Source organism: Bradyrhizobium sp. I1.14.4, assembly GCF_050435825.1.
Lineage (GTDB): Bacteria > Pseudomonadota > Alphaproteobacteria > Rhizobiales > Xanthobacteraceae > Bradyrhizobium.
The window spans coordinates 568219-585330 of record NZ_JBNDLA010000002.1; the positions used below are offsets into that span (position 1 = coordinate 568219).

The following is a 17112-nucleotide window of genomic DNA, read 5'->3' on the forward strand; positions in this document are numbered from 1 at the left end:
CCCGTATCGGATGGCGAGGTTTCGGCGGGGGCGACCGCGCTGCTTTTTTGCCCTGAACTCGCCGGGTGTCAGGCCCTGCGATGCGCTGAAGATCCGGTAGAAGGTGGCCAAGCGGCGCAGGCTGACCACTTCGGTTCAGCGCGCGTCCGGTCGCGCCCTGTAATCGCCCGGCGTCATCGATTCGGACGAATTGAAGAGGCGGTAGAAGGTCGCAAGGCTCTCGAAGCCGCAGGCAAAGGCGACCTCGGCGATCGTCTGCCCGGACTGCTCGCGGAGCAGGCGGCGGCTTTGCACGAGCCGGAGCGCGGTGACGGTCTCCGAGAAGCTCATCCCGGTCTCCTCGAACAGGATGTGCAGGTGACGGACCGAGATGCCGAGCAGGCCGGCAATCAGGGTAGGCGTTAGCGCTGTGTTCGAGAGATGCCGCCGGATCGGGCGGCGGGCCAGCGACAGATGGGCGGTTCGCAGGGCCTGCTGCGCGAGCCGGCTCGTCGGCCGCATGATGCCGCGCTCGATCAACGCGATATGGGCAAGCGCCTGCAGCATCGGAGCCGTATCCGCTGCCGCGTCTTTGCTCTCGATCAGGTCGCGGAAGCAGGATTCCAGCAGCGGTCGCAGCGCGGCCTCATCCCGCACGGGCCTGGGGACCAGTTCGCCGAGCTCGGCGCCCGGCGGGACGAGGTGCGCCACCGGGATCTTGATGATGCGCAGGTGGAAGCCGTCGTCGTGCAGCGGGACAGTGCGATAGGGCAGGTCCGAATAGCTGGTCGCGAACATGCCGTCGCGAACCGCAAAGTCATCGAGCCGCGCGCCGCCGAACCAGCCGCCGCCGCCGAGCTGCTGGTAGATGCACAGGCTGTCGCTGGCCGCGTCGGCGATATCGCCGGCGCGCCGCTCCACCCGATAGGGCGAGGCGCGCAGTTCGACCAGCCCGCCATCGCCGAGCTTGCGCAGCGAGAACTCGCCGACGAAGTCCCCGCGCCGGTCGGGGTCGAGCTCGGCCGTGACGCCGAACAACCCCTTGGCGCGGACCTCGCGCCAATAGTCGAAGCGATCCCGGGGATCGACCTGATCAGTAGACCATGTGTGCACGGAAAAGCCGTTGGGACGTGCGGAGGGCTCGATGCGGATGGAGGCTCGAATCTATCACGCGGGCCGTAAAAAGAAACTTGACCTAAGACGGATGGGACGCCTCATGTTGGCCTGACGTGGCCGGTCAGAACGGCCATCCGCCGTCGGCCTTGAACCGGCCAAACGGCTGATCCGACTATTAGGCGGCGGTCGCACGAGCGGCACACGTGCAGGCGGGAAATGGAATGAAGAGCTGGCTTTCAGTACTTTCGGCGTCCCTTTTGGCGGTTGCACTGGTCGCATCGGCGGCGCCCGCCCAGGCCGAAAAGCGCGTTGCGCTGGTGATCGGCAACAATGACTACAGGAACGTGCCGAAGCTGCAGAAGGCGGTCAACGACGCCCGCACCATGGGCGACACGCTGAAGCAGCTCGGCTTCAGCGTGATGGTGGCCGAGAATTTGAACCGGCAGGCGTTCTCCGAGACGCTGCTCGCGTTCGACCGTGCCGTGGAAGCCGGCGACACCGCGTTCTTCTTCTACGCCGGCCATGGCTTCGAGATTGCCGGCCAGAATTTCCTGCTGCCGACCGACGTGCCGGCCGCGACCGAAGGGCAGGAGGAGTTGGTGCGCGACGCCTCGGTGCTCGCCGACCGCATCATCGAGCGGTTGCAGAACAAGAAGGCGCGCACCTCGATCCTGGTATTCGACGCCTGCCGCAACAATCCGTTCGAACGCGCCGGCACGCGGGCGGTTGCCGGCGGCGGTGGCCTCGCGCCGATGACGCAGTTGCCGGAAGGCGTGTTCTCGGTATTTTCGGCGGGGCCGCGCCAGACCGCGCTCGACCGGCTGTCGAACGACGATGCCAATCCCAATTCGGTGTTCACGCGAACCTTTGCCAAGGAGTTGCTGCAGCCGGGCGAAAACCTCGTGCAGGTCGCGCAGCGCACCCGCCGACTGGTCAGCGAGATGGCCGAGACTGTGAAGCACAAGCAGATCCCGGTTTATTTCGACCAGATGGTCGACGACGTCTTCCTGAACGGGATCGCGAAGGGGCAGGCCGAGGCGGCCAAGCCATCCGCTCCGCCGCAGCAGGTCGCCGCGCTGCCGCCGGTCGCGGTGCCGAAGCTGCCGAAGGAAGACTCGATCAACGCGCCGATCGCAAGTTTCTCACGGCACAATGGCGGCTGGACGGTCGTGTTCTCGATCGCCGATCCGACGCTCGGCATTTCCTGGCGGCTCGGCGAGAGCGGCGATTTCCGCGAAACCGGCTTCATGGACACGCTTGATCAGCGCACGCGCAAGCGGATGCCCAATCCATCGATCGAGCTGCCGGCCGACGCGCCGGCGGCCACGATCCAGCTTCGCTATGTCGATACGCAAGGCGAGATGCAGGGGCCGTTCCCGATCAAGTTCGATCCCGATGCCGCGCTGATCCGCGACCAGCGCAAGATCCTCGACATGACCGCAACAAGCTGGCTGTCGTTCCGCGAGTTCAACGGGCTGCTGGTCTACTACACGCACCTGATGTCGTATCGCTGCGCGATCCGCGAGGCGCGGATCGGCATCGACACCGCAGTGCCGGACAAGGCGTTGAAGATGCCGGCCTGCAATCAGCGCGATCCCAGCGCGATCCCGTCAGACGCGCAGCCCTATCTGAAGCTCGCGCCGCAAACCAAATCGGTCTCGGTGGAGCTAACCTATCGCGACGGCAGCGTGTCGGAAATAAAAACGTTCAGGCGATAGCTTTGCATCCTTGTGGTCCGATCCGCGTTACAGTCGGGGCCGGAGGGGCAGGCAGCGGTAAGGATGGCATCATGGATGCGGGCAATCCGGCAGGACCGACGACGCGTCAGATGAAGGTCCGCTGCTGTGTGGTCGGCGGCGGGCCGGCCGGCATGATGCTTGGCTATCTGCTTGGACGTGCCGGGATCGATGTCGTGGTGCTGGAGAAGCACGCCGACTTCTTCCGCGACTTCCGCGGCGACACCGTGCATCCCTCGACCTTGCAGGTGATGGACGAACTCGGTCTGATCGACGGCTTCCTGAAGCTGCCGCACCAGGACATCCGGACGCTCGACGGCATGTTCGGCGGCACCTCGGTGCGGATCGCGAACCTCAGCCGCCTCAGCGTCAAATATCCCTTCATCGCGATGATGCCGCAGTGGGACTTCCTCAATTTCCTGCGCGAGAGCGGCAAGCGTTTCCCCTCGCTGAAGGTGCTGATGAGTGCCGAGGCGACCGACTTGATCCGGCGCGGCGACGCCATTGCGGGCATCCGCGCGAATACGCCCAATGGCCCCATCGACATCGAGGCGGATCTGACGATCGGCTGCGACGGCCGGCATTCCCTCGTGCGCGAGCGCGCCGGCCTCGACGTCGAGGAGATCGGCGCGCCGATGGACGTGCTGTGGTTTCGCGTCGGGCGGCGTCCGGACGAGACCGAGAATTTGTTCGCCCGCATCGAGCACGGCAAGATGATGGTGACGTTCGATCGCGGCGACTATTGGCAATGCGCCTATGTGATCGCCAAGGGACAATACGAGGCCGTGAAGGCGAGGGGATTGCCTGCGCTGCTCGACGACGTGCTGCGGCTGGCGCCGATCCTCAAGGCCGGCGTTGCCGACGTGAGGAGCTTTGATGACGTCAAGCTGCTCACGGTCGCGATCAATCGCCTGACGCGCTGGACCTGTCCCGGCCTGCTCTGCATCGGCGACGCCGCGCATGCGATGTCGCCGATCGGCGGCGTCGGCGTCAATCTCGCGGTGCAGGACGCGGTCGCCACCGCCAACATCCTGGCGGCGAAGCTCGTCAATGGCTGCCCGTCGGAAGAAGAGCTCGACGCGGTGAGGCGTCGCCGCGAATTCCCGGTACGGGTGACACAACGGATGCAGGTGATCGCGCAGAACAACATCATCAGCGCGGCGCTGCAGGCCGGCGATCAGCCGGTGCCGTTCGCGCTGCGGCTGATCACGGCAATGCCCTGGCTGCAGGGCGTCACGGCGCGTCTGGTCGCCGTCGGGGTGCGGCCGGAGCACGTGCATTCGTTGGCCGCAGGCTGACGCACGTCTTGCGCGTGGAAGGATTCTATTAGGGATAACAGCCACTTAAGACGACCATTATAAGTTGCTTGGTTGCAACATCGGGACATGATTCGAATCCGGCATACGCGGAATCTGCGCGGCCGGTTCCCGAGATTTTCCTTTGGTAAGGTCTGTCTGGGAAAGCTCATCTCCATCAGACAACCTGGGGGTGCTCACCATGTTTCATGCCAAATTCATTGCCGCGTTGACCGTGACCACGGCGCTCGGCGTCAGCGCTGCATCGGCCGCCGACCTTGCCGCCCGTCCGTACACCAAGGCGCCGGCCTATGTGGAAACGATCTACAACTGGTCCGGCTTCTACATCGGCGGCCATCTCGGCGGCGCCTGGACCAACGAGCAGTGGGTCAACAGCGCGAACACGACGGCGTTCGGCGATCTCGCGCCAGGGCAGGGCTTTCGGCAGCGCGGCTCAGGTTTCATGGGCGGCGGTCAGATCGGCTACAACTGGCAGGCCAACGACTTCGTGTTCGGCGTTGAGGGCACGATCTCCGGGCTCGACAATTCCGGCCGCGTCACCAACACGGTATTCGGCGTTGGCCGCGACGATCAGTTCAGCTGGCGTTCGAATGTCATGGCGACGATCGTCGGTCGTGCCGGCTACGCGATCCAGAACAATCTGCTCTATTTCAAGGGCGGCTATGCCGGCGTGAACAACCGCGTGTCCGTCGTCGACAACCTTCCGCCGTCGACCGGCTCCGGCAGCCAGACCCACTGGGCCAGCGGCTGGACGGTCGGTGCCGGCTGGGAATACGGCATCACCCGCAACTGGACCATCGGCGTGGAATACAACTACGCGGCCTTCGAGCGACAGACCTATCAGCTCGCAGGCACCACGGCAGGCACCTATACGTTCGACGCCAAGCCGCGCGACATTCAGTGGGCGGTGGTCCGCATGAATTACAAGTTCGACGCGCCGGTGATCGGGCGCTACTGAGCTGGACTGAGGCGAACAGGATGCAAGAGCCCCGGCGATGCGCCGGGGCTCTTGTGTTTCAGGGCTGCTGTGTTTCAGGCCATCACCGAATAGCCGCCATCGACGGGGATCGCGGTGCCGGTGACGAAGTCCGAGGCCGGCGACGCCAGGAACACGGCGATGCCCGCGAAGTCGTCGATGGCACCCCAGCGTGCCGCCGGTGTGCGGGCGAGCACGCGCTCGTGCAGCCCGGCAACCTGCTGGCGCGCGCCCTTCGTCAGGTCGGTGTCGATCCAGCCGGGCAGGATGGCGTTGACCTGGATGTGGTCGGAGGCCCAGGCGTTGGCGCAGGCGCGGGTGTACTGCACGATGCCGCCCTTGCTCGCGGCATAGGCCGCAGCGAAGCTCGCGCCGAAGATCGACATCATCGAGCCGATATTGATAATCTTGCCGTGGCCCGACGCCTTGAGCGCCGGGTACGCCGCCTTCGAACACAGGAAGGCGCTGGTCAGGTTAGTGTCGAGGACCTTGCTCCACTCGTCGAGCTCGAGCTCATGCGGCGGCTTGCGGATGCTCATTCCGGCGTTGTTGACGACGATGTCGATCCGGCCGAGCTCGCCGACAACTCGCTCGACCATGGCCGCGACCGCGACCTTGTCGGTCACATCGGTTGTCACCGCGATCGCCTTGACGCCGCGCTTGCCGAGATCTTCGACGGCGGCCTTCGATTTCGCCTCGTTGCGGCCGATCACGGCAACCGCCGCACCGGCATCCGCCAGGCCGCGCGCCATGCCGAGCCCGATGCCGCCATTGCCGCCCGTGACGATGGCGACCCTGCCCGAGAGATCAAACAGTCGGTTTTTCATTGTTGCTGTCCGCTGTGGTTTGAACCTGGGCGCGAGATTGCCCCATCGCTACAGCGCCGACCAGATCAGGCGCAGCCGGTCGGCCCTGCGCCTGCTGGCGTGCGGGATGGTTCCCGACGACGTTCGGGCAACAAAAAAGCCCCGGACGATGCCGGGGCTTTTGGTCTGCTATCTCAACAGGGATCAGTACTCAGCTCAGTACTTGGCCACAAGCGGACCGGTCCAGTTGAAGCGGTACACCAGCGAGGTGCTGATGGTCTGGACAAACGGCTTGAAGGTGATGTCGCGACCGTTCGAGATGTTGGTGACGTCGGCCAGCTCCGAGATGTTCTTGCTGTCGTAGTAGGCAGCGCGGTACTCGGTCTTCATGAACCAGCCCGGCGCAGTGATGCCGAAGATGTTCAGGTTGTTCTCGACGCCGCCGCCGACGAACCAGCCGCTACGATCGAAGCCGTTGGTGTGCAGGCCCGAGGGAAGAGCGGTCGCGGTGTTGAACAACGTGGTGCCCTTCCAGTGCGAGCTGGAGTAACCGGCGTTGACGTAGGACAGAACGTTCGGAGCGATCAGATAACCGAGGCGTGCACCGGCGGCCCAGCTGTAGTCGTTCTTGATGTTGCCGGCGAGGAACGGACCCTGATCCTGGATGGTGCCCTTCAGGCTGCCGAACTGACCGTCGGCGAACACGCCGATGACCCAGCTGTTGGCGGTCTGCCAGTCGTAGCCGGCACCGACGGTTCCGAACCAGCCATCGCCGCCCTGGCGCTGGTTGAAGCCGAGGATCGGCGCGCCCGTGGTGGTCGACTGGACACCGGTGTCCGCATCCCAGATGCCGCCGCCGCCACCGCCGAAGATGTAGAAGCCGGTCCAGCTCGGCACGACCGGGAGCGGGGCAGGAGCCTTGGTATAGGGGCGGGCAGCCAGGTCGGCAGCCGACGCCGATGCCGTCATCGCAGCAACCGCGGTCAGAGCGAGCAAAAACTTCTTCATATCCAAATCCTCGACTTAGCGTTCGATCGGGTCGCTGGCGGGAGCGCGTTGGCGCCGATTCCCGAAACTCATGTCGGGACTATACGTAGTTCCGCCCGAAATGCTGTTGCGGGTGAGACACAACCGCCCGAAAACGAAATCGCTGGGGCTCCCCGAATGGGCGAATGAATACGGCCGCTCCAATCGGGAAGCGGCCGGAAAATCATTTCAAATCAGTTGGTTGGATCCTAAACGTCGAGCAGATCGTCGCTCGCGAACTCGGCCTTGTCGGAGATGAAGGCAAAGCGGGCTTCCGCCTTGGTGCCCATCAGCCGCTCGACCGAGTCGGCGGTGCCCTCGCGATCGTCGGCCAGCAGCACCACGCGCAGCAGCGTGCGCTTGGCCGGGTCCATCGTGGTCTCCTTCAGCTGCGCCGGCATCATTTCGCCGAGGCCTTTGAAGCGATTCACCTCGACCTTGGCGTTGGTGTTGAACTCGCTCTTCAGCAGCTCTTCCTTGTGCGCGTCGTCGCGGGCGTAGATCGACTTGGTGCCGTGCTTCAGTTTGTAGAGCGGCGGCACCGCCAGATAGAGATGGCCTTCGTCGATCAGCCGCGGCATCTGCCGGTAGAAGAAGGTGATCAGGAGCGATGCGATGTGCGCGCCGTCGACGTCGGCGTCGGTCATGATGATGATGCGCTGATAGCGCAGATCCTCTTCGCGGTAGTGCGCGAGCGTGCCGCAGCCGATCGCCTGCACGAGGTCGGAGAGCTGCGCGTTGGCGGTCAGCTTGTCCTTGCCGGCAGACGCAACGTTGAGAATCTTGCCGCGCAGCGGCAGCACGGCTTGCGTCTTGCGATCGCGCGCCTGCTTGGCGCTGCCGCCGGCCGAGTCACCTTCAACGATGAAGAGTTCCGAGCCTTCGGTGCCGGCGTCGGAGCAATCGGCGAGCTTGCCGGGCAGACGCAGCTTCTTGCCGGCGGTCTTGCGCGCGGTTTCCTTTTCCTGGCGGCGGCGCAGCCGCTCCTCGGCGCGATCGATCACGAAATCGAGCAGGCGGTTGGCCTGGTTCGGATTGCCTGACAGCCAGTGGTCGAACGGGTCCTTCATCGCCTGTTCGACGATGCGCTGCGCTTCGGCGGTGGCGAGGCGGTCTTTCGTTTGGCCCTGGAATTCAGGCTCGCGCACGAACACCGAGAGCATGACGGCCGCGCCCACCATCACGTCTTCGGAGGTGATGGAGGCCGCGCGCTTGCCCTGGCCGGCGCGCTCGGCGTGGTCCTTCAGGCCGCGCAGCAGCGCGCTGCGCAGGCCGGATTCGTGCGTGCCGCCGTCAGGCGTCGGCACCGTGTTGGTGTAGGACGATAGGAAGCCGTCAGCATCGGCAGTCCAGGCCACCGCCCATTCGCAAGCGCCATGCGCGCCGCTGCGGCCGGATTTGCCGGAGAAGATATCCTGATGCACCAACGTGTCGGCATGGATCGCCGCGGCCAGATAATCCTTCAGGCCGCCGGGGAAGTGGAACTTGGCTTCCGCCGGCACGTCTTCGACGCCCTTCAGCAGTTCCTGGTCGCAGCGCCAGCGAATCTCGACGCCGCCGAACAGGTAAGCCTTCGAGCGCGTCATCTTGAACAGACGCTGCGGCTTGAAGGCCGCCTTGGCGCCGAAAATGTCGGTGTCCGGCTTGAAGCGAATCCGCGTGCCGCGGCGGTTGTTGATCTTGCCGAGGTCTTCGAGCTTGCCCTTGGGATGGCCGCGCTCGAAGGTCATGCGGTGCAACTGCCCGCTGCGCGCGACCTCGACCTCGAGCCGTGAGGAGAGGGCGTTGACCACGGAGACGCCGACGCCGTGCAGACCGCCCGAGGTCTCATAGACCTTGGAGTCGAACTTGCCGCCCGAATGCAGCGTGCACATGATGACTTCGAGTGCCGACTTCTTCGGGAATTTCGGATGCGGGTCGACCGGAATGCCGCGGCCGTTGTCGGTCACGGTCAGGAAGCCATCGGCGCTTACCTCCACTTCGATGAAGGTGGCGTGACCGGCGAGAGCCTCGTCCATGCAGTTGTCGATCACCTCGGCGAACAGGTGGTGCAGCGCCTTCTCGTCGGTGCCGCCGATATACATGCCCGGGCGCCGGCGGACCGGTTCCAGCCCTTCCAGCACCTCGATATCGGCCGCCGTATAGGCGGCTTCGGCGCCTCCCGAGGGCCGGGAAGCAGCCTTTGCCGGGGCGCGTCCCTTCGGCTCAGGGGCTCCGAACAGATCGTCGGCTGATTTTGTTTTGGCGTTCGATTTCAATGGTTTGGACATGGCTCTTCAAGTAGCGCGCTAGCCTTGGCGCGGCGAATCGGTTGCTCTGACTATGCCACGGATGGGCTGCCGATGGGGACGGCTGCGCCTTGGAGCCCGGCCGTCCAACTAGATAGGAGCCCGCGATTACGCCCGCGAGGTGCGGAACACAACGACCGTGAACATGGCCATGGCGGCGACCACCAGCAGTGATCCGACGATCGGAGCCGCCTCAAACGAGGGACCCTTCAGCAGCACGGCGGCCATGCCGGCCGGAAACAGGATGCCGCCTGCGATATGCAGCCAGCCCTGGATTTTGGCCAGCAGCATGGTGCCTGCAGCTGGCACCAGCCGGTAGTACAGGCCGAACAGGAACAGCAGCACGCCGCCGACCAGATTGAGATGCGCGTGCGCCGGCCCCAACGTGAAGTCGTGCTGAATACCCATGGCGACGCCCGCGAGCATTCCGAACAACAAGACGAGAACGCTCACGCACATCATCAGTGACCCGATCATCCAGTGCTTCCTTTTTTGTGAGGGAGATGCCAGCCAGCCCGGACCGCAGCGGCCTGTGGGAAATCACGTTCGATCCCCGCCTTTGTGACTTGATGTCACGCAATCGGCTGGCTTACCTGTTCTTAGGCTGCGTGCCGCTAGAAAGGTTCATTCCAGGTTCAACGGAGCGGAAGGCACTCGACGAGATGGAAGATATTGCGCGGGCCCTGGCCGAATTCGTGCGCCATCATCAGGCCTGGGCCGCACCGATCGTCATGTTGCTGGCGTTCGCTGAATCGCTCGCCTTCATCTCATTGCTGGTGCCCGCCTGGGGCGCGCTGGTTGCGATCGGTGCTTTGATCGGCGTCAGCGGGATCAACTTCTGGCCGATCTGGATCGCGGGCGGCATCGGCGCCGCGCTCGGCGACTGGGTCTCCTACTGGTTCGGCTATCGCTACAAGGAGCAGGTCGCGCAGATGTGGCCGCTGTCGCGCTATCCCGAGATCCTGCCGCGTGGTGAAGCCTTCGTGAAGAGCTGGGGCGTGCCCAGCATCTTCATCGGCCGCTTCTTCGGCCCGCTGCGCGCCTCGGTGCCGCTTGCGGCCGGCATTTTCGAGATGTCGTACTGGCAATTCCAGATCGCCAATTTCGTCTCCGCCCTGGTCTGGTCAGCGGCGCTGCTGTTGTTCGGCGACGTCATTGGGCATGCCATCGAGTGGATGTGGCGGGTGGTGTAGCGAACTCCGGAATAACGCCACTGCGCGGGGGTTAGGCGGGAGAACAGTGCTCGCGCCGTCGTCATCGCGCGACCGTCAAAACGTTGATAAAATCACGTCAGAAGGCGCGGCTTCCACCAATCGCATCACCGTTTCACCGGGAGGACATCAGATGGAATTGACACGACGTCACGCTCTCGCCGGCATCGCCGCCGCACCGGTGTTATCAGCCGTTACTGCGTTCGCCGCGGCGCCGGTCGCCAACAAGCAGGCGCCGAGCTTCTATCGCTACAAGGTCGGCGACATCCTCGTCACCGCGGTGTCCGACGGCAAGAACGTCTTCAAGCTGGAAGATTCCTTCATCCCCAATGCGAAACGCGAGGATGTCAACGCCGCGCTGGAGAAGGCGTTCATGCCGCGCGACATGGTGACGATCTGGTTCGCGCCGCTCGTGCTCAACACCGGCGGCAAGCTGGTCGTGATCGACACTGGCAATGGCGCGCTGGCAAAGGTCAACAGCAAGGGAGCCAACGGCTTGTTCGCCGACAATTTCGTCGCCGCGGGCTTCGACCCCAGGAATGTCGACATGGTTGTGATCTCGCACTTCCATACCGACCACGTGAACGGCCTGCTGACCGCTGAGGGCACGCCGGCATTCCCGAACGCCGAGGTGCTGGTGCCGGCAACCGAATGGAAGTTCTGGATGGACGACGGCGAGATGAGCCGGGCGCCGGCTGGCCGGATGCAGGGCCTGTTCAAAAACAACCGCAACATCTTCGAGGCCGGCCTGAAGAAGAAGGTCACGCCCTATGAGTGGGGCAAGGAGATAGCGCCGGGGCTGACGTCGGTCGAGACCGTCGGCCACACGCCGGGCCACACCTCCTATGTGCTGGCTTCGGGCCCGGACAAGGTCTTCATCCAGTCCGACGTCACCAATAATCCGCATTTGTTCGCGACCAATCCCGGCTGGCATGCGTTCTTCGACCAGGACGGCGACGTCGCGGAAAAGACCCGCCGCCGCATCTACGACATGGTGGTCGCGGAGCGGCTCCAGGTGCAGGGTTTCCACTATCCGTTCCCGGGTCTCGGCAACGTCGTGAAGGACGGCAGCGGCTACCGCGTCGTACCGGCGCCGTGGAATCCGGTGATCTGAACGGATTTCGCTGACGCGACTTCTTCTTGACGTAGCTTGGGTGCGGCCTTATAGCCGCGCCCATGTTCAACGCCGCGACCATCATCATCGCCCGCCGCCGCCGCACGTCAGCGGTATGGGCGGTCGCTCGCGTTTAAGACCATCGCCCCTGCCGCCGGACCTGATCCCGCGGCGCTCTCCTCAAAAAGACACGCGGTTCGATCTGGCGGCTCCTTCGTCATGCAGGAGCTTCGACCATGTATACGCCACCGCCTTTCAAGCCTGACCGCGCCGCGAGCCTCGGCTTCGCAGGGGCGCGCGGTTTCGGCATCGCCTGCGCGTGGGACGGTGGCAAGCCGGTCGCCTCCGCGCTGCCGTTCTATCTGACCTACGCCGCCGACGGCACGCCGCGGGCGCTGTTTCATGTTGCCCGTCACAATCCGCTGGTAAAGCTCGCAGGCGGCACGTCCTGGCTGCTGGCCGTCAACGGCGCGGATGCCTATGTGTCGGCGGACTGGTATGTGTCGCCCGACCAGGTGCCGACCTGGCTTTATCAGGCCGTGGATCTGACCGGGCCGGTGCGGACCCTGTCGGGTGAGGACCTTGCGGTTCAGATCGACGTGCTGAGCGCCAAGTTTGAGAACCGGTTGTTGCCGAAGACGCCGTGGACGTCAGGCAAGATGACAGCCGCGCGGCTCGATGCCATGAAGAAGGCGATCATGGGCCTTGAGATGACGGTGGAAGAGGTGGAGGGCAGCTTCAAGCTGAACCAGCACAAGTCCGAGACCGACTACGCGGCGGTCGCGGGCCACCTTGACGCGCAAGCGGACGCCGGCGCGCAACAGATCGCGCATCTGATGCGGCAGGCGCGGCCGGATGTCTTTGCAAACGAAACGACTACGCTTGAAAGGAGCGTGTGATGACGAAGAAGAGGATCGGCATTTTGGGCGCGTCCGGCTACACCGGCGCCGACGCGGTGCGCATGCTAGCGCGGCACCCGAATGCCGAAATCGTCGCGCTTACCGCCAACACCCATGCCGGCAAGGCGATGAGCGAGGTGTTTCCGCACTTCTTCATGCTCGACCTGCCAAAACTCGTGGAATGGGAAAAGGTCGACTGGACGCAGCTCGATGCCGTGTTCTGCGGACTGCCGCACGGGACGACGCAGGAGATCATCGCCGCGGTGCTGAAAGCCAATCCCAGAATCAAGATCCTCGACATGTCCGCGGATTTCAGGCTGCGCAACAAGGATAGCTACGCGCAATGGTACGGCCACGAGCACCGGGCGCTCGAATTGCAGGGCGAGGCCGTCTATGGGCTGACCGAACTCTACCGGGAGAAGATCACGGCCGCGCGGCTGGTGGCCTGTCCCGGCTGCTATCCGACGGCGGCGCTGCTGGCGCTGGTTCCACTGGCGAAGGCAAAGCTGATCGACGTCGAGGATATCGTCATCGACGCCAAGTCGGGCGTCACCGGCGCCGGACGCGGACTGAAACAGAACACGCTGTTCAGCGAGGCCGGCGAGGGGTTGTCGCCCTATTCGGTCGGCACCCATCGACACTCGGCGGAGATCGAGCAGGAGATCGGCGCAGCCGCTGGCTCGGCTGTGACGGTGAACTTCACGCCGCATCTCATTCCGATGGCGCGGGGCGAGTTCTGCACATCCTATGTCAAGCTCAACGGGGCTACGCCGGACGATTTGCGGGCCGAACTGGAAAAGGCCTACGCCAACGAGCCGTTCGTATATGTGGCGAAGAAGGGCGTGTTGCCACAGACGCAGAACGTGCGTGGTTCGAACTACGTCCAGATCGGCGTCGTCGCTGACCGGATCAAGAACCGCGCCATCGTGCTCTCGACGCTCGACAATCTCGTGAAGGGCTCGGCCGGACAGGCGATCCAGAACATGAACCTGATGTTCGCCCTGCCTGAAACCACCGGACTGGAGCAGATCGCGCTGTTTCCATGAGTGGGGTGGTCGTCGTGGACGAGGACACGCTGCAATTCTACCGGCGCAATGCCGAGGCCTATGCCGGGTGGGCGAAAGCACCGTCCACCCGGCTGATAAGTTTTCTCAAGCTGTTGCCGCCGGGCGGCACGATCCTCGAACTCGGCTGCGGCGCTGGCAATCATGCCGCCGTCATGCTCGCTGAAGGCTTCGTGCTGCGTGCGACCGACGGTTCACCCGAGATGGCCGAAGTCGCCGCGCGCCGCATCAATCATCCCGTCGAGGCGATGCTGTTCGATGAGCTCGAGGATCTGGAGGCCTATGACGGCGTCTGGGCCAGCGCGTGCCTGCTTCACGTGCCGCGCGACGAACTGGCCGGCATCATCGGCCGCATCCATCGGGCGCTGAAGCCCGGTGGCATCTTCTACGCGAGCTACAAGATCGGCCATGGCGACGGCCGCGACAGCATCGGCCGCTACTACAATTATCCGGCGGCGGAATGGCTGGCGGCAACCTACGCCGCGTCAGGGGCGTGGACGCAAGTCTCGTCCGATACCAGCGAGATCAAGAGCTTTGATGAGGCGCCCGCGACGATGCTGCACGTCGTCGTGCGCAAGAGCGGGTAATAGATACCGCCGGTGCGGCTGCTGCCGAACCGGCGGAGATTTACAACTCAGAGGATCTTGAAGATCGCGAGCGCCAGCACGGCCTGTGCAAGGAAGCCGATCGTGAAAGCCAGGGTACGGAACACCGGCAGGCCGAGCGTGTAGACGATCAGATGCGCGACGCGAGCCCAGAAATAGACGGCGCAGGCCAGCACGGTCCATTTGGTGGAATAGTCGGCCGCGTTGAGGATCAGGACCAGCGGCGCGAAGATCACGAGGTTTTCGACCGCGTTGTCATGGGCGAACATCAGCCGGTTGGCCCATTCGGCATGTGGCTTGTCGCCGCGTGAGGGATTGCCCATGGCGCCGGAGAGGCCGCGTACCTGGCAGCGGTTGATGATGTAGGGGATCCACAGCAGCCCGGTCAGGATCACCGTCAGCGACAGCCAGAACAGTTCGCGCGTCATCGTCTCCCCCTCACGTCAATTCGATTCCCGACCGCCGGGACCGCCTGTTTATAGCTGAGCGGCAGACCGCGCGCTACGCGCGGACGCGGACATAGCTGCCGGGAGCGTCCTCGAGCACCGTTGCCCCGTTCGAGCCCACCATGCGCGCCGGGACCGTCTCCGGATCATGGCTTTCCAGCCAGCCGCGCCAGTCGGGCCACCACGAACCCTTGTGCTCCTCGGCGCCCTTCAGCCAGTCGGCGAGCTTCATGTCCTTGATGTTGTCGTTGGTCCAGTACTGGTACTTGTTCGACGCGGGCGGATTGACCACGCCGGCGATATGGCCGGAGCCGGACAGCACATATCTCACCGGGCCGCCGAAGAACTGTGAGCCGTAGAGCACCGATTCCGCCGGCGCGATGTGATCCTCGCGTGCGGCGAGGTTGTAGACCGGCACCTTCACCTTCGACAGATCGAGCAGCGTGTTGTCGAGCACCATCGTGCCGGTCGACAGGCGGTTCTCCAGATAGCAGTTGCGCAGATAGTAGGAATGGTTCGACGACGGCATCCGCGTCGCATCCGAATTCCAGTGCAGCAGGTCGAACGAGGAGGGCGACTGGCCCTTCAGATAATTGTTCACGACATACGACCAGATCAGGTCGTTCGAGCGCAGCATGTTGAAGGCCATCGCCATCCTGCTGCCCTCGAGCACGCCGGATTCCTGCATATCGCGCTCAAGCGCGGAGATCTGGTCCTCGTCGACGAAGACCAGGAGGTCGCCGGCGTGGGTGAAGTCGACCTGCGCGGCAAAGAACGTCGCGGAGGTTACGCGCTGACGGCGCTTCTCGGCGAGATAGGCGAGCGTCGAGGCGAGCAGGGTGCCGCCGACGCAATAGCCGGCGGTGTGCACCTTCAACTCGCCGGTGACCTTCTCGATCACGTCCATCGCCGTGAGCGGGCCTTCGGTCATGTAGTCGGCCCAGGTCTTCTTGCCGAGTTCCTTGTCCGGATTGACCCAGGAGATCACGAACACCGTGACGCCCTGGTCGACGCACCATTTGATGTAGGATTTCTCCGGCCTGAGATCGAGGATGTAGAACTTGTTGATCCAGGGCGGCACGATCAGGAGCGGCGTGCGCAGCACGTTCTCCGTCGCCGGCGAATACTGGATCAGCTGCATCAGCTCGTTCTGGTAGATCACCTTGCCCGGCGTCGTCGCCATGTTGACGCCGACCTCGAGATTGCTCGAATCGGACTGGCGGATCCGCAGCGTGCCGTGGCCGGCCTCGATATCCTCGGCCAGCATCTTCATCCCGCGCACCAGATTGTCGCCGTTGGTCTCGACCGTGGCGCGCAGGACCTCCGGATTGGTCAGCACGAAGTTCGACGGTGCCAGCGCGTTGGTAATTTGCTGGACGTAGAATTCGGCCTTCTTGCGCGTGTGCGGATCTATCCCGTCGGCGTCGTGGATCAGCTGCTGCGCCCATTTCGAAGTCAGCAGGTAAAGCTGGAGGATGAAGTCGAAGAACTGATTCGACTTCCACTCCGGGTCCTGGAAGCGCTTGTCGCGCGGGGCCGGCGCGATCGCCGGCTTGGCATCGGCTTCGCCGGCCATGCGGCGCACGGCCGAGCCCCAGAGATCGAGGTAATCCTTGCCGAGCTGCATCTGCAGCGACGAGGCGCGCTCCTTGTCGGACAGCCAGTATTCGGCGATCACGCTGAAGGTCTTGATGACCTCACCGAGCTCGTTCGGCGGCTTGTCGCGGACTTCCCCGGTCTGGCGCGGCTTGAGATAGGCTGCCAACGCCTGGCCGCTGCTCTCCATCGCCCGGGCGATGTTCATGGCGAAGGCTTCGGCGTTGAATTTCGGGGCGGCTTGGGTCTCGGTACTGACGTTGCTCATCTGTGGGACAATATCGCGTCGTTTGGAGGGCGTCATCGCGCGGTGCGGCAACGAAAATCAGTCAAAATCCAGCGTTTCGCTCTGTTGCGGTGCGAGAAAAAAATCTTTGTTCCGTCATATTGAAGCCTTAGGGGTCGCTTTTGGTGGGGTCGCTTTTGGTGTTCCTGCTTTAAGCGTTTCGGGCGACAATGGTTTGAAACGCTGAAGTCGGAATTAACGCAGCGGGGACGCTGCAAGGCTCGTACCAGTGCGACCCGTGTCGGCGACGTGCGCGCTAGCTTGTTGGGGACAATTCGGCGCATGCCGATCGATAAGATGAACAGGGGGCTCGCGGCCGCGGTGCTGCTCGCGTCATTGGCGGCGCTGGGCGGGTGCTCGAGCACGATCGCCGATATGGCGATGCCGGCCGACGCGCCGGCGCGACAAAAGGATGCCGGAGGCTATCTTCCGGTCCATGACCTTCCGCCCGACCGCGCCGACCCGACGATCAAGCCGGCAGATCAGACCAAGATCGAGCAGGAGCTGATTGCCGCGCGCGATCGCCAGGCCCAGGCCCAGGCATCGACGGCAGCCCAGAGCGGGAAGTGAGCGCGCGAGATCGGCCGATCAGCGCTGGCGCCGCCCGGTGTCCGTGCTAAAAGAAACCCAGTTCAACCGCAGATCCGG

The 17112-nt window shown here is 64.1% G+C and carries 17 protein-coding genes; 10 read left to right on the top strand and 7 right to left on the bottom strand.

Annotated elements, in window-relative coordinates; all coding sequences use genetic code 11:
• Positions 1-135: 135 nt before the first annotated feature.
• The gene (locus ABIB78_RS06460) at positions 136-1092 is read right to left on the bottom strand and encodes a helix-turn-helix transcriptional regulator (RefSeq protein WP_429022741.1); all 957 of its coding nucleotides are present in this window, start codon (positions 1090-1092) and stop codon (positions 136-138) included.
• Between the two features lie 224 nt (positions 1093-1316).
• Here ABIB78_RS06460 and ABIB78_RS06465 point away from each other — a divergent pair, with 224 nt between their 5' ends.
• The 3 genes from ABIB78_RS06465 to ABIB78_RS06475 all read left to right on the top strand — a co-directional run bounded on the left by ABIB78_RS06465 (position 1317) and on the right by ABIB78_RS06475 (position 5105).
• The gene (locus ABIB78_RS06465) at positions 1317-2813 is read left to right on the top strand and encodes a caspase family protein (RefSeq protein WP_429022744.1); all 1497 of its coding nucleotides are present in this window, start codon (positions 1317-1319) and stop codon (positions 2811-2813) included.
• A gap of 71 nt (positions 2814-2884) precedes the next feature.
• Positions 2885-4129, top strand: a complete 1245-nt coding sequence (locus ABIB78_RS06470) for an FAD-dependent oxidoreductase (RefSeq protein WP_429022746.1) — start codon at positions 2885-2887, stop codon at positions 4127-4129.
• Between the two features lie 199 nt (positions 4130-4328).
• Entirely contained in the window at positions 4329-5105 is a 777-nt protein-coding gene (locus ABIB78_RS06475; protein WP_429022748.1) for an outer membrane protein, read from the top strand.
• A 74-nt stretch (positions 5106-5179) separates the two neighbouring features.
• Here the strand turns inward: ABIB78_RS06475 and ABIB78_RS06480 are convergent, their stop codons facing one another.
• From ABIB78_RS06480 to ABIB78_RS06495, 4 genes are all read right to left on the bottom strand, one after another.
• Positions 5180-5950 (bottom strand): SDR family NAD(P)-dependent oxidoreductase, encoded by a 771-nt coding sequence (locus ABIB78_RS06480; protein WP_429022749.1) that lies wholly within the window; start codon positions 5948-5950, stop codon positions 5180-5182.
• A 195-nt stretch (positions 5951-6145) separates the two neighbouring features.
• Entirely contained in the window at positions 6146-6937 is a 792-nt protein-coding gene (locus ABIB78_RS06485) for an outer membrane protein (protein ID WP_429022751.1), read from the bottom strand.
• A gap of 227 nt (positions 6938-7164) precedes the next feature.
• Complete coding sequence (parE, locus tag ABIB78_RS06490; protein ID WP_429022753.1) at positions 7165-9225, bottom strand: DNA topoisomerase IV subunit B; 2061 nt, start codon at positions 9223-9225, stop codon at positions 7165-7167.
• Between the two features lie 126 nt (positions 9226-9351).
• Positions 9352-9720, bottom strand: coding sequence for a hypothetical protein (locus ABIB78_RS06495; protein ID WP_429022755.1), 369 nt, complete (start codon positions 9718-9720; stop codon positions 9352-9354).
• Positions 9721-9905: 185 nt separating this feature from the next.
• Here ABIB78_RS06495 and ABIB78_RS06500 point away from each other — a divergent pair, with 185 nt between their 5' ends.
• The 5 genes from ABIB78_RS06500 (at position 9906) to ABIB78_RS06520 (ending at position 14118) form a co-directional block, all read left to right on the top strand.
• Complete coding sequence (locus ABIB78_RS06500; RefSeq protein ID WP_429022757.1) at positions 9906-10436, top strand: DedA family protein; 531 nt, start codon at positions 9906-9908, stop codon at positions 10434-10436.
• Between the two features lie 151 nt (positions 10437-10587).
• Positions 10588-11568: an MBL fold metallo-hydrolase gene (locus tag ABIB78_RS06505; protein WP_429022760.1), complete on the top strand. Its 981-nt coding sequence runs from the start codon at positions 10588-10590 to the stop codon at positions 11566-11568.
• Positions 11569-11804: 236 nt separating this feature from the next.
• Positions 11805-12467 carry an FMN-binding negative transcriptional regulator gene (locus tag ABIB78_RS06510; protein WP_429022762.1) on the top strand — a complete coding sequence of 221 codons (663 nt, stop codon included), beginning with the start codon at positions 11805-11807 and terminating at the stop codon, positions 12465-12467.
• Positions 12467-13513 carry an N-acetyl-gamma-glutamyl-phosphate reductase gene (gene argC / locus ABIB78_RS06515; protein WP_429022764.1) on the top strand — a complete coding sequence of 349 codons (1047 nt, stop codon included), beginning with the start codon at positions 12467-12469 and terminating at the stop codon, positions 13511-13513. The genes ABIB78_RS06510 and argC overlap by 1 nt, the downstream gene beginning before the upstream one ends.
• 14 nt (positions 13514-13527) lie before the next feature.
• Positions 13528-14118 carry a class I SAM-dependent methyltransferase gene (locus ABIB78_RS06520; protein WP_429023009.1) on the top strand — a complete coding sequence of 197 codons (591 nt, stop codon included), beginning with the start codon at positions 13528-13530 and terminating at the stop codon, positions 14116-14118.
• A 47-nt stretch (positions 14119-14165) separates the two neighbouring features.
• Here ABIB78_RS06520 and ABIB78_RS06525 read toward each other — a convergent pair whose 3' ends face one another.
• Both ABIB78_RS06525 and ABIB78_RS06530 read right to left on the bottom strand, forming a co-directional pair.
• A complete protein-coding gene (locus ABIB78_RS06525) occupies positions 14166-14564 on the bottom strand; it encodes an MAPEG family protein (protein WP_429022765.1) in 399 nt (132 codons plus the stop codon).
• Positions 14565-14637: 73 nt separating this feature from the next.
• Complete coding sequence (locus tag ABIB78_RS06530; protein ID WP_429022767.1) at positions 14638-16446, bottom strand: PHA/PHB synthase family protein; 1809 nt, start codon at positions 16444-16446, stop codon at positions 14638-14640.
• Here ABIB78_RS06530 and ABIB78_RS06535 point away from each other — a divergent pair.
• Both ABIB78_RS06535 and ABIB78_RS06540 read left to right on the top strand, forming a co-directional pair.
• Complete coding sequence (locus ABIB78_RS06535; protein ID WP_429023021.1) at positions 16385-16651, top strand: hypothetical protein; 267 nt, start codon at positions 16385-16387, stop codon at positions 16649-16651. The two genes, ABIB78_RS06530 and ABIB78_RS06535, sit on opposite strands and share 62 nt — an antisense overlap.
• 95 nt (positions 16652-16746) lie before the next feature.
• On the top strand, positions 16747-17034 hold the full coding sequence (locus tag ABIB78_RS06540; RefSeq protein WP_429022769.1) for a hypothetical protein: 288 nt from the start codon (positions 16747-16749) through the stop codon (positions 17032-17034).
• Positions 17035-17112: the final 78 nt, after the last annotated feature.